Raw genomic sequence first — 11,836 nt, 5'->3', positions numbered from 1 at the left:
GCCGCCACGATTTAACCCGTGGCGGCCCTGGTCTCGCAGGTGAGACGGTGCTCGCATGCCTGCCCCACTCCAGCTCCCGCCGCGCTACACCGAGCGGCCGTTGACACTCGCCGATGCCGCCGCCGTGACCCGCGTGATGGCGGCGAACGAGCTGGCCACCGTGGGCGAGGTCTTCATCGAAGAGGCCGACATCGTCGCGGAGTGGCAGCGGCCCTCCTTCGATGTCGGTGCGGCCACCGTCGGCGTGTTCGGACCCGACGGCGAGCTGGTGGCCTATGCGGAGTGCTCCGGCGGTGCCCGCGCCGATGCGGCCGTCCACCCCGAGCACTGGGATCGCGGGATCGGCACCGCGCTGGCCGGCTGGATCAGCGCCCGCGCGGCCGAGCTCGGGGAGCCGGTCATCGGCATGCCGGTCCCCCAGGGCTCGCCCGGCGACCGGCTGCTGGAGTCTCTGAGCTGGTTCCCACGCTGGGAGTCCTGGGTGCTGGCGCTGCCGCAGGACGCGGCGATCCCGGTGCGGGAGCTGCCCGAGGCGTACGCCATCCGGGCGGCCACCCCGCAGGACCACGAGCAGGTGTGGACCGTGATCGAGGACGCCTTCCTGGAGTGGTCCGAGCGCGAGCGGGAGCCCTACGCAGACTGGCTCGCCACCACCATCGAGCGTCCCGGCGCCGAGCCGTGGAACGTGCGCGTGGTCACCGGCCCGGACGGCGCCGTGGTCGCCGCCGCGGTGCTCGTGATGACCGAGGACGGCCGGGAGGGGTACGTCAGCAGGCTGGCCACCCGTAAGGACCAGCGCAACCGTGGCCTGGCCCAGGCGCTCCTCGCCGACGCGTTCGGCGCTGCCCGCGCCCACGGAGCGACGCGCGCGACCCTGTCGACGGACTCCCGCACCGGCGCACTCGACCTCTATCTCCACGTCGGCATGGAGGTCGAGTCCACCTGGGTCCATCGGGCGACCCGGCCCTGATCCCACCTCGACACCCTGCCCTCGGCTACCATCTTGCGTCCAGGAGGTGGACAGACATGTCCGACGTACTGATCCGAGGACTCTCGGATGACGAGCTCGCGCGCATCGACACCGAGGCGACGCGGCTCGGGCTCACCCGCAACGAGTATCTCCGCCGATGGTTCACGCCCGACGCTCTGCGTCCGCTGCCACCGGCGCGACCCGTGGCCGGCGGCGACTTCGCGAAGTTCGCCCCGCTCGCCGACCGGGGTCTGATGCGTGACGCATGGTCGTGAGGCGACCCTGGCTGATGCACCGGTCGGCACTCGCCCGGATGTCCACCAGCCCCGACGCTGAGAAGTGGTCCCGCCTGATCGAGCTGGGACAAGTACGCATCACCACCACCACACTGCTCGAGATCGGCCATCTGGCCCGCTCGGAGCGGGAATGGTCCGATCTCGTCGAGGACGTGCCGGTGATCCACATGCCGCTCGCGAACCTCACGCCGCGCGCAGAGGCACGGGCGCTGGAGATCCAGCGCATCGTGCTCCGCGACGGCCGCCACCGGGCGCCGTCGGTGCCGGATCTGCTGGTGGCCGCGGTCGCCGAGGAGGCCGAGCTCACCGTGCTCCACGCCGACAACGACGTCGACCTCATCACCCGCACGACCGGCCAGCCGGCCGAGCGGCTGCGCGCCTGAGGCTCAGAAGAGCTCGCGGACCCTCTCGATCGGCCGCGCGAGCACGCCGCGGTCGCCCTTGAGGACGATCGGGCGCTGCAGCAGGGCGGGGTGCTCGACCATCAGCGCGACCAGCTCGTCCTCGGAGAGGTCGCGGTTGGCCAGGTCGAGCTCCTTGTAGACCGGCTCCCGCTTCCGCAGCACGTCACGAGCGCTCAGGCCGGTCTTCGCCAGGATGTCCCTGACCTCCTCGGCCCGCAGGCCGAGCACGTGGTAATCGACCTTCTCGAAGTCGACGCCCTCCTCCTCGAGGAGAACGAACAGGTTCCGACACGTCGTGCAGGTCGGCTTCTCGTACACGGTGATCTGGTCCACGGCGCCACCTTAGCCCGCGGTTCGGGTGCGCTATCGCGGCAGGCAACCAGGGTGTGCGATAGTGCGCCANGAGGCCTGAGGCTCAGGCCGAAAGAGCCCGAACGACGGAGCAGGCCCCGGACCGCGATGCGGTCCGGGGCCTGCTTCGTCCCTCACTCCAGCCAAGCGCCCGGGGGGAATCGCTCGGCCGTTCACTCTGGCGTGGTGCAGTCGCCATCGGAGTGATCCCTACTGCACCGACTTCTCGGCACAAGTCTGGTCGTCCTTGCTGCCTTCCTTCGGCTCCTGCTCCGGCTCCGGTGCATCCGTCGTCTCGGCGTTGGACGGCTCAGTGTCGGACGGCTCATCGGATTCGGCGGTGGCCTCGGGTTCGGCTGCGGGCGACGACCCTACCGGGGTCTTGGGCTCAGCGCACGCCTCATCGCACTCCGGCGTGGCCTCCGGCTCGGAACCCTCGTTCGATCCGGGCAGCGTCTTCACATCTTCGGCGATCGCGGCGGTGAGCTCGCAGGCGTCCTCGGCGACCCGTTCGGTCTCGGACTCGTGCTTGGTCGAATCCGCGTCGGGCTCCTTCGTCTCCGTGGTCGCCTCATCGGTCTCCCGGTCTTCCTTCGGATCTTCCAGCGGAAGATCCTCGACCGGGACACCGGCGTCTGCGGCGATCAGCTGGCGCAGGAACATCGGCACGGCCTCGTCGACGGGCCGGGCGTCCTCCTCGGCCACGAACGGCCACAGCAGCGGCGCCATGATCCCCGGGATCGGTCCCGCGGACGGGACCAGCGTGGGCGGCTTGCCGTTGCCCTCGTCCTCACCGGGCTCGGCGGGCGTCGTCGGCTCCTCGGAGGGCGGTACGTCGGGCTGCTCGGCAGGCGCGGACGGCGCCTTGTCCGGCTTCTCGTCGTCCCGGCGCTCCGGCGGGGCGGAGTCTTCCCGGTCGCGCTCCCGGTCCACGTCGGGCGTGGTGCTGGGGATCGTCGACACCCCGGAGACGCCGGGAGACGGCGCCGGTGGGATCACGGTGAAGTCGGCCTGGCCCGAGAGCGTACGCGGCACCCGGTGCAGCGCGGAGACGTCCGGGCTGAGGGTCTGGATGACCACGAGCAGGCCGATGAGCACTACGGCGGCGTAGGCCATCAACGGGCCCCTCTGGAACCTCACGTGCCCACTTCCCTACCGAGTGACGGAGCTGGAAAGGTACAGATGCTCATCAGTGCGTATTGTGTCCGACCGCCCGGGCCAATACCGACCCGGGCGGCGAAAATGACCCAAACGGGCTACGCGGACTTCTTCTTGGTTTCCTTCTCACGAGGCACGAGGGTCGGCATCTCGCCGTCGTCGACGACCTCGCGGGTCACGATCACCTTGCCGACGTCGCCACGGGAGGGCACGTCGTACATCACGTAGAGGAGGACCTCTTCGATGATCGCCCGCAGGCCACGGGCACCGGTGCCACGTTCGAGGGCCTTGTCGGCGATGGCGGTGACCGCGTCCTCGGTGAACTCGAGGTCGACGCCGTCGAGGTCGAAGAGCTTCTGGTACTGCTTCACCAGCGCGTTGCGCGGCTCGGTCAGGATCTGGACCAGAGCGGCCTGGTCGAGCTTCTCGACGCTCGCGATCAGCGGCAGCCGGCCGATGAACTCCGGGATCAGCCCGAACTTGGTGAGGTCCTCGGGACGCACCAGCTTCAGCAGGTCCTCGGACTCCTTCTCGGCCTTGCCGCGCACCTCGGCGGTGAAGCCGAGGGTCTTCTTGCCGACCCGCTGCTCGATGATGTGCTCCAGGCCGGCGAAAGCGCCACCCACCACGAAGAGGATGTTGGTGGTGTCGATCTGGATGAACTCCTGGTGCGGGTGCTTGCGGCCGCCCTGCGGCGGCACCGAGGCGGTGGTGCCCTCGATGATCTTCAGCAGCGCCTGCTGCACGCCCTCACCGGAGACGTCGCGCGTGATCGAGGGGTTCTCCGCCTTGCGGGCCACCTTGTCGATCTCGTCGATGTAGATGATGCCGGTCTCGGCCTTCTTGACGTCGTAGTCGGCGGCCTGGATCAGCTTGAGGAGGATGTTCTCGACGTCCTCACCGACGTAGCCGGCCTCGGTCAGCGCGGTGGCGTCCGCGATCGCGAACGGGACGTTGAGCATCCGGGCCAGCGTCTGCGCCAGGTAGGTCTTGCCGCAGCCGGTCGGGCCGATCACCAAGATGTTGGACTTGGCGACCTCGACCTGCTCCTCCTTGGCGTGCTTGCCGGGGCCCTGCGGGCCGCCGGGCTGCAGGCCGGCCTGGACGCGCTTGTAGTGGTTGTAGACCGCCACCGCGAGCGACTTCTTCGCCTGCTCCTGGCCGATGACGTAGGAGTTGAGGAAGTCGAAGATCTCCTTCGGCTTGGGGAGGTCGGCGATCTCCACCTCGGAGCCCTCGTTGAGCTCCTCCTCGATGATCTCGTTGCAGAGGTCGATGCACTCGTCGCAGATGTAGACGCCGGGACCCGCGATGAGCTTCTTGACCTGCTTCTGGCTCTTCCCGCAGAAGGAGCACTTCAGCAGGTCACCTCCGTCGCCGATGCGTGCCACGAGTGGCCTTCCTTCCCCGACTTGTGCTGCTAGGTCCGAATAATTACTGACGGTACCCCGCGCCGCGCCTTCGATGTGGGAGCGGCGCGGGGCCCGATGGTCAAACGAGCGCCGGCGTCTTGAGCGACTCGAGCACCGAGTCGATCAGGCCGTACTCGACCGCCTGGGCGGCGGTGAGGATCTTGTCGCGCTCGATGTCGTGGCTGACCTCGTCCATCGACTTGCCGCTGTGGTCGGCGATCATCTTCTCGAGCAGCTCGCGCATCCGCAGGATCTCGTTGGCCTGGATCTCGATGTCGGAGGTCTGGCCGAAGGTGCCCTCGGTGTAGGGCTGGTGGATGAGGATCCGGCTGTTGGGCAGCGCCATCCGCTTGCCGTGGGCACCAGCGCCGAGCAGGATCGCGGCGGCCGAGGCGGCCTGACCGATGCAGACGGTCTGCACGTCCGGCTTGATGAACTGCATCGTGTCGTAGATCGCGGTGCAGGCCGTGAACGAGCCACCGGGGCTGTTGATGTAGATCGAGATGTCCTGGTCCGGGTTCATCGACTGCAGGCAGAGCAGCTGGGCGATGACCGCGTTGGCGACATCGTCGCTGATCGGGGTGCCCAGGTAGATGATCCGGTCCTCGAAGAGCTTGGCGTAGGGGTCGATCCGGCGCACGCCGTAAGACGTACGCTCCTCCCACTGCGGGATGTAGTAGTTCATGTCCTCAGTCCTTCTTGTGAGCGGGTCGGCCCTCGTCGGAGGCTTCCTTGGCGCTCCGGATGACCTGGTCGACCAGGCCGTAGTCGAGAGCTTCGGCGGCGGTGAACCAGCGGTCGCGGTCGGCGTCCGTGGTGACCTGCTCGACGCTCTGGCCGGTGTGCTCGCTGATCAGCTCGAGCAGCACCTTCTTGATGTGCAGCGACTGCTGGGCCTGGATCTTGATGTCGGAGGCCGAGCCACCCATGCCCGAGGAGGGCTGGTGCATCATGATCCGCGCGTGCGGCAGCGCGTAGCGCTTGCCCTTCGCGCCGGCGCACAGCAGGAACTGGCCCATCGAGGCGGCCAGGCCCATGCCGACGGTGGCGACGTCGTTGGGGATGTAGTGCATCGTGTCGTAGATGGCCATACCGGCATCCACCGAGCCACCGGGCGAGTTGATGTGAAGGAAGATGTCGGCCTCGGGGTCCTCCGCGGAGAGCAGCAGGAGCTGCGCGCAGATCGCGTTGGCGTTCTGGTCGCGGACCTCGGAGCCGAGGAAGACGATGCGCTCCCGCAGCAGTCGGTTGTAGATGTTGTCGTCGAGAAGGCTCAGACCGCCGCCGTTGCCGCCCAGGCTCGGAGAGAGCCCTGGGGCACCGGCATGAGCGTCAGCCGCGCTGGAGTCGATGTTCACAGGATCGACACTAGCCGCCACATCCAGTTGTTCCACGGCTGGTGTGCCATTGTTCGCCGACGGCAGAACTATTGGGGATCGCGTCGCAATCCGAGGGACGCCGCGATTCCCACGGCTACGCCAGCCAGCGCAGCAGGGCGTCGTGAACCGCCGGATGGTTCGACAGCGGCGTCTCGGCGGTCGAGAGCGTGAAGCGCTCCGCCGTCGGGAACAGATCGCGCACCCGGCGCGACCGCAGCGGCGTCTTGTGCCGCCACCACAGCATCTCCCCGAAGAGTCGCCCGACCCGGTTGGGGCGCGAGGTCGCTTTGTCGGTCACCAGCAGATAGTCGACGTCCGGTCGCGGCGGGAGCATCGCCTCGTCGGCCCCGACGACCGCGATCCCGGCGAGATGCTCGTCGAGCTGCTTGCCGACCCCGCCCGAGATCGGGGCGGAGGTGACCGCGTAGGGCGTCGTGCCGAGGGCGATCAGCTCGGAGACGTACGTCGTCCACGGCCGTGGCCCGGCGGTGGCCACACCAAGCGCGTTGCGGGCGATCAGACCACCGCCGGCGTAGCCGACCAGGACGATGCGCGGCTCCCCCACGAGGGCGTCGACGCACTCCTGGATCCGGCTGCTGAGCGCCACCGCGGCGGGCACCGACTTGCTGCCGACCGACACGTGCATGTGCAGCGGCATCCAGCCGAGCAGTTCGGCGAGCCGGTCGGCGTACGTCGCCCCGGTCGCCTGCGAGCCCTCGTCCCAGACGGTCTCGTCCTTGCCCGCCGGCGGGATCAGGACCAGGATCCGAGGGCTCGTCCCGACCTGCCGCTGGGCGTCGGCCCACTCCTTCGGGCTGACCATGCGGCCCTGGTGCCGGACCGCGACGGCGGGTCCGGAGTCGGTGTTGACGACACCGCGGATGATCGGGGTCGCGAGCGCGAACGGGGCCGCGAACGGGCGCCGCGCGAAGGCCGTGATCCGCCAGGCGAGCTTCGCCAGACCGACGAGACCGGCCACCTTGCCCTGACCGCGGTCGAGCAGCTCCTCGGTGTCAGGGTCCACCGGGGCGTCCTCGACGTTGAGGACAACGGCGCGGACGGTCTCAGGGCTGGAGGTCACGCTGGCAGCGTAGGGCCTACGCGGGGCGGACAGGATCACCTGTGCCCACTGTCCGGCCCGTCTGTGTCTCAGATCACATCACCTCGACCGCATTCAGTACGTTTGCGTTCACTCACGCGTATGGTGTCCGTGATGCTGTTGTTACTGGTGTTGCGTGACGACAGCGGTCTCCGCGGGTTACCGTCGGATGCGGAAGGGGGTGTCCGTGCGTGAGCGATGAGAAGGAATCACACTGCCAGTCGTGCGGCGATGATCTGCTGCCCGGGGCCATCTACTGCATCGGCTGCGGAACCCCGCTCCTGGCTCCCCCGGAGCAGCATCGTCCGCTCTTCGTGGACGAGCTCGGCGACGATGCGACCACGGGTCGCAGCACGCGGGGATACTTCTTCGACGACGTCGCCTCGCCACCCCCGGCGCAACGGAAGGGCCGCACCGCGCCGATCCTGGTGATGATCGTGGTGCTGGTGCTCGTCGCCGGTGTGCTCGGGTTCATCTTCGGCAAGGACGGGGCCGGACCGGTGCAGTCCGAGGCGGAGCCTGAGCCTTCGACCAGCCCCACGAGCGAGCCGTCGAGCGTGCCCTCCGTGGACCCGAGCGCCCCGCCGGAGGATCAGCTGCTCCGCATCTCCCGCCTCGACACCGAAGCGGCCACCAAGCTCATCGGCACCTGGATCCCACAGCTCGCGGCGGTCGGTGCCGGGGACGGCGGCGACGCCGACTGGCACCAGGCGCTGACCCGCTACCAGAAGATCAAGACCGCCCACCCCGAGGCGCTGCTCCTCGACACCGGCGAGTGGCCGAGCTCGTACGTGAAGCCGGGGATGTACGCCGTCGTGGTGCCCCGTCCCAGCGACACCTCCACACCCGCGCTGGAGTGGTGCGTCGAGCAGAGCCTCTCGAAGACCGACTGCGCGGCCAAGCACCTGGAGGTCTCAGGCGACCCGACGGACAACTTCGACGCTCAGTAGCACCGACTCACCCGAAAACGACAGCGCCCCTGCCGCGAGGCAGGGGCGCTGTGACGTACGTCTGAGGGTGATCAGGCGTCGGCCTTCTCGGTCTCCTCGGGGGCCTCCTCGGCCTCAGCCTCGGGCTCGTCCTCGCCGATGGTGCCGTCGGGGCGGAGGTTCTTCAGCTCGACGTGGTTGCCGGACTCGTCGGTGACCTTGGCGGCCTCGACGAGCTGGGCGAGCGCCTTGCCGCGCAGGATCTCCTGGACCAGCTCGGGCACGTGGTTGTGCTCGAGCATGTGGTTGACGAACTCCTGCGGGTCCTGACCGGACTGCTGCGCGCGGCGCATCATGTGCTCGGTCAGCTCCTGCTGCTCGACCCCGATCTCCTTCTCCTTGGCGATCTGGTCGAGGATCAGCTGGGCGGCGACGGCGTCACGGACGCGGCGCTCGAGGTCGGCCTCGAACTCCTCGATCGTCTGCTCCTCGTCCTCGAGGTACTTCTCGAAGGTGAGGCCGGCGAAGCCGAGCTGCTGCTCGATGCCCTCGCGGCGCGCGTTGAGCTCGTCGGTGACGATGCTCTCCGGCAGCGGAATCTCGATCTGCTCCAGGAGCGCCTCGAGGACGGCGTCACGGGCGGCGGCGGCCTGCTCGAGGCGCTTGCCGTTGCCGAGGCGGCCGCGGACGTCCTCCTCGAGCTCCTTGACGGTGTCGAACTCGCTGGCGAGCTGGGCGAAGTCGTCGTCGTACGCCGGGAGCTCCTGCTCCTGCACCTGGTTGACGGTGACGTTGACGTCGACCTCCTGGCCGATCAGCTCACCGCCCACGAGGGTGCTCTTGAAGTCCTTGGACTCGCCGGCGGACAGACCGACGATGGCCTCGTCCAGACCGTCGAGCATGCCGCCCTTGCCGACCTGGTAGCTCATCCCGACGGCCTCGGCGCCCTCGACGTCCTCGCCGTCCTTGGTCGCCTTCAGGTCGATGACCACGAAGTCGCCGTCGGCGGCGGCACGCTCGACATCCTTGAGGGTGCCGAAGCGCTCGCGCATCGCCTGGATCTGCTCCTCGACGTCAGCGTCGGTGAGCTCGATGTCCTCGACCTTGGCCTCGATGCCCTCGTAGTCGGGCAGCGTGATCTCGGGCTTGACGTCGACCTCGGCGGTGAACTCCAGCGTCTCGTTGTCCTCGAGCTTGGTGACCTCGATCTCGGGCTGCGCGAGCGGCTCGAGCGAGTTCTCCTGGAGGGCGTCGAAGTACATCTGCGGGAGGACGTTGTTGACCGCCTCGGAGAGCACCGCGCCGCGGCCGACCTGCTTGTCGATCACCTGGGGCGGGACCTTGCCCCGGCGGAAGCCGGGAACGTTGATCTGCTTGGCGATCTGCTTGTACGCCGCGTCGAGGCTCGGCTTGAGCTCCTCGAAGGGCACCTCGACGGTCAGCTTGGCCCGGGTCGGGCTCAACGTCTCGACGGCGCTCTTCACAGGGTGTCTCCTGTCGTTTGTTTCTGAGAATGATGTCGCGTGCAGGGCAATGAGATGTCGGGGCGACAGGACTCGAACCTGCGGTCTCCTGCTCCCAAAGCAGGCGCGCTAGCCACTACGCTACGCCCCGTCAAGGGCCCCTCCCCAATCAGCGGGAATGGCACTTGGAGCGGATGACGGGAATCGAACCCGCGTAATCAGTTTGGAAGACTGAGGCTCTACCATTGAGCTACATCCGCGCACGCGAGAGCCAGCGCCCTCGTGCGACCTGCGAAATCCTGCCATAGATCTGGCTCACACCTGTAACCGGCTCCCCTACCGGCCGGTTCGCAGAGTCGGTTCGGTCACCTGCGACCGACCGCGACAAGCGCACGATCGTCGGAGCTGGCGCTCAGTCCCTCGAGCAGACGGCGCGCTCCCCCACCTCGTCCGGTGACCGCGAGATGGTCGGCGGTGGCGACCAGATTGCTGATGCCGCGCTCGAGGTCGACGCCTCGCGCCTCCACGACGCCGTCGGTGTAGAGCATCACCATGTCGCCCACCCCGAGCACTCCCTCGCAGGCGTCGAACTCGACGTCGTCGATGAGCCCCAGCACCGGGCCGTTGCTCTCGGCCTCCTCCCAGCGGCCGGTGGCGGCACGGCGTAGCAGCGCGGGCGGGTGGCCGGCCGTGCGGATCTCGTACGCACCGTTGTCGAGGTCGATCGAGAGGTAGACCGCGGTCGCGAAGCCCTCCTGCCAGTCCTGGCGGAGGAGGTAGCGGTTGGCGGCGGGCAGGAACTCGGCCGGCGGGACGGCACCGAGGAGTCCGCCGAACGCACCGGACAGCTGAAGTGCTCTGGTGCCCGCACGCTCCCCCTTGCCCGAGACGTCGACGACGACGATCTCCAGCCGGTCGGCCTCCCGCGCGGCCACCACGAAGTCGCCGGCGAACCGGGTGCCGCCCGCGGGTAGGACGGCCGAGTCCGCGAGCCACCCGGGAGGCATCGGGGGGATCGCACCCTGGTCGAGCTTGTGGGTCAGGTCGAGCAGCATCAGCTCGTCGTTCAGGCCGCCCACCCCGAGGTAGGTGCGGCGCATCGCGACGGACAGCACTATCGCGCCGAGCAGAAAGTGCACACCGATGGCGGCGGCGTCCCTGTCGGAGAGCGTCACTTGGCTGGCGGCGACCACGATCATCACCATCACGAAGACCACGAACCAGCTGAGCGTACGCGGCCCGAGCAGCACCGCTCCGAGGAGCAACGGCACGGTGAGCACCGCCACCGGGACCACCTGCAGCCAGCCCGTCTGAGCCGCCGCGAGGACCGTCAGGACGATGGTGAGCAGCCCGAGCCACAGGACCGCTCGCAGCTCCGGGTCACGGAATCTGCGGCGGATCGCGTTGCTCCGCAGGCGGTCTGCGAAGGCATGGCTCGACATGGCCTCACTCTAGGTCTCGTGGTGGGGGCTGCGTGGTCGTTCTCGCAGGCCGGAGAGTAGTGCGGGCTACTTCTTTACGGTCGTCCGGGGCCGGTAGGTGCGCTGGCACTTCGGGCACCAGAACAGGTTGCGCTGCTGCAGCTCCGTGGTGCGTACGCTCGTGCCGCACACCAGGCAGGGCTGGCCGTGGCGGCGGTAGACGTAGACCTCGCCCCCGTGGTCGTCCTTGCGTGGCGGACGGCCCATCGCCTCGGGGGTGTGCTCGTCGCGGACGGTGTCGATGCGGTTCTGCTGAACGCCGAGCTTCATGAGCTCGACCAGGTCGTCCCAGATGGCGTCCCACTGCTGCCTGCGCAGGGTGTTGCCCGGCCGCATCGGATCGATCCGGTGCCGGAAGAGCACCTCGGCCCGATAGACGTTGCCCACCCCGGCCAGGACGGACTGGTCCATGAGCAGTGCGCCGATGGTCGTACGACTCCGGCTGATCCGCAGCCACGCCCGGCCCGGGTCGGCGTCGTCGCGCAGCGGGTCCGGCCCGAGCTTCGCGACCACCGCGTCACGCTGGGCCGCGGTGACGAGGTTGCACGTGTTGGCGCCGCGCAGATCCGCGTACGTCCCATCCTCGGTGGTCGAGCTTGTCGAGACCAGGCGCAGTCGGACCTGGCCCACGGGCAGCGGCGGCTCGGTGGCGTACGGCTTCAGGTCGAGCTTGCCGTAGAGGCCGAGGTGGATGTGGACGTACTGCTCCCCCGGGAACTCGAGGAACAGTTGCTTGCCCCACGCCTCGGCGCCGGTGAAGACCTGGCCGTCGAGAAGCACGGCGGAGTCGGCGAACCGACCTTGCGGGCTGCTGACCCGGACCTGCCGGCCGGCGAAGGCGACGCTCAGATCGAGCGCGAGGCGGTGGAGGGTGTGCCCCTCGGGCATCCCCGG

General features: G+C 68.7%; 13 protein-coding genes and 2 tRNA genes. 4 read left to right on the top strand and 11 right to left on the bottom strand.

Going from position 1 to position 11,836, the window contains the following annotated elements; translation table 11 throughout:
- Window positions 1-55 precede the first annotated feature (55 nt).
- The 3 genes from ACFX43_RS27945 to ACFX43_RS27935 are packed head-to-tail and all read left to right on the top strand — an operon-like array spanning window position 56 to window position 1,649.
- A complete protein-coding gene (locus ACFX43_RS27945; protein ID WP_378839751.1) occupies window positions 56-970 on the top strand; it encodes a GNAT family N-acetyltransferase in 915 nt (304 codons plus the stop codon).
- A 56-nt stretch (window positions 971-1,026) separates the two neighbouring features.
- Window positions 1,027-1,245, top strand: coding sequence for a hypothetical protein (locus ACFX43_RS27940; protein ID WP_091041496.1), 219 nt, complete (start codon window positions 1,027-1,029; stop codon window positions 1,243-1,245).
- Between the two features lie 14 nt (window positions 1,246-1,259).
- Window positions 1,260-1,649, top strand: a complete 390-nt coding sequence (locus ACFX43_RS27935) for a PIN domain-containing protein (protein WP_378839745.1) — start codon at window positions 1,260-1,262, stop codon at window positions 1,647-1,649.
- Between the two features lie 3 nt (window positions 1,650-1,652).
- Here ACFX43_RS27935 and ACFX43_RS27930 read toward each other — a convergent pair whose 3' ends face one another.
- The 6 genes from ACFX43_RS27930 to ACFX43_RS27905 all read right to left on the bottom strand — a co-directional run bounded on the left by ACFX43_RS27930 (window position 1,653) and on the right by ACFX43_RS27905 (window position 7,051).
- Window positions 1,653-2,003 (bottom strand): arsenate reductase family protein, encoded by a 351-nt coding sequence (locus tag ACFX43_RS27930; protein WP_378839739.1) that lies wholly within the window; start codon window positions 2,001-2,003, stop codon window positions 1,653-1,655.
- Window positions 2,004-2,231: 228 nt separating this feature from the next.
- Window positions 2,232-3,161, bottom strand: coding sequence for a hypothetical protein (locus ACFX43_RS27925; protein ID WP_378839735.1), 930 nt, complete (start codon window positions 3,159-3,161; stop codon window positions 2,232-2,234).
- A 116-nt stretch (window positions 3,162-3,277) separates the two neighbouring features.
- On the bottom strand, window positions 3,278-4,570 hold the full coding sequence (clpX, locus tag ACFX43_RS27920; protein WP_160024669.1) for an ATP-dependent Clp protease ATP-binding subunit ClpX: 1,293 nt from the start codon (window positions 4,568-4,570) through the stop codon (window positions 3,278-3,280).
- A 100-nt stretch (window positions 4,571-4,670) separates the two neighbouring features.
- The gene (locus ACFX43_RS27915; RefSeq protein WP_091049270.1) at window positions 4,671-5,276 is read right to left on the bottom strand and encodes an ATP-dependent Clp protease proteolytic subunit; all 606 of its coding nucleotides are present in this window, start codon (window positions 5,274-5,276) and stop codon (window positions 4,671-4,673) included.
- 4 nt (window positions 5,277-5,280) lie between these two features.
- Window positions 5,281-5,889: an ATP-dependent Clp protease proteolytic subunit gene (locus ACFX43_RS27910; RefSeq protein WP_168381170.1), complete on the bottom strand. Its 609-nt coding sequence runs from the start codon at window positions 5,887-5,889 to the stop codon at window positions 5,281-5,283.
- A gap of 175 nt (window positions 5,890-6,064) precedes the next feature.
- Window positions 6,065-7,051: a hypothetical protein gene (locus tag ACFX43_RS27905; RefSeq protein WP_378839727.1), complete on the bottom strand. Its 987-nt coding sequence runs from the start codon at window positions 7,049-7,051 to the stop codon at window positions 6,065-6,067.
- A gap of 209 nt (window positions 7,052-7,260) precedes the next feature.
- Between ACFX43_RS27905 and ACFX43_RS27900 the strand changes: the two genes are divergently transcribed.
- Window positions 7,261-8,019 (top strand): hypothetical protein, encoded by a 759-nt coding sequence (locus ACFX43_RS27900; RefSeq protein ID WP_378839724.1) that lies wholly within the window; start codon window positions 7,261-7,263, stop codon window positions 8,017-8,019.
- 71 nt (window positions 8,020-8,090) lie between these two features.
- Here the strand turns inward: ACFX43_RS27900 and tig are convergent, their stop codons facing one another.
- The 5 genes from tig to ACFX43_RS27875 form a co-directional block, all read right to left on the bottom strand.
- A complete protein-coding gene (gene tig, locus ACFX43_RS27895; protein ID WP_378839720.1) occupies window positions 8,091-9,482 on the bottom strand; it encodes a trigger factor in 1,392 nt (463 codons plus the stop codon).
- A 57-nt stretch (window positions 9,483-9,539) separates the two neighbouring features.
- A tRNA-Pro gene (locus ACFX43_RS27890) sits at window positions 9,540-9,612 on the bottom strand.
- A gap of 35 nt (window positions 9,613-9,647) precedes the next feature.
- Window positions 9,648-9,721, bottom strand: a tRNA-Gly gene (locus ACFX43_RS27885).
- 105 nt (window positions 9,722-9,826) lie between these two features.
- A complete protein-coding gene (locus ACFX43_RS27880; RefSeq protein ID WP_378839716.1) occupies window positions 9,827-10,903 on the bottom strand; it encodes a PP2C family protein-serine/threonine phosphatase in 1,077 nt (358 codons plus the stop codon).
- A 66-nt stretch (window positions 10,904-10,969) separates the two neighbouring features.
- Window positions 10,970-11,830, bottom strand: a complete 861-nt coding sequence (locus tag ACFX43_RS27875; RefSeq protein WP_378839711.1) for an Fpg/Nei family DNA glycosylase — start codon at window positions 11,828-11,830, stop codon at window positions 10,970-10,972.
- Window positions 11,831-11,836 lie beyond the last annotated feature (6 nt).

It is taken from the genome of Nocardioides sp. YIM B13467, from assembly GCF_042788075.1.
Lineage (GTDB): Bacteria > Actinomycetota > Actinomycetes > Propionibacteriales > Nocardioidaceae > Nocardioides.
This window is presented reverse-complemented; position numbering and strand designations above follow the sequence as displayed.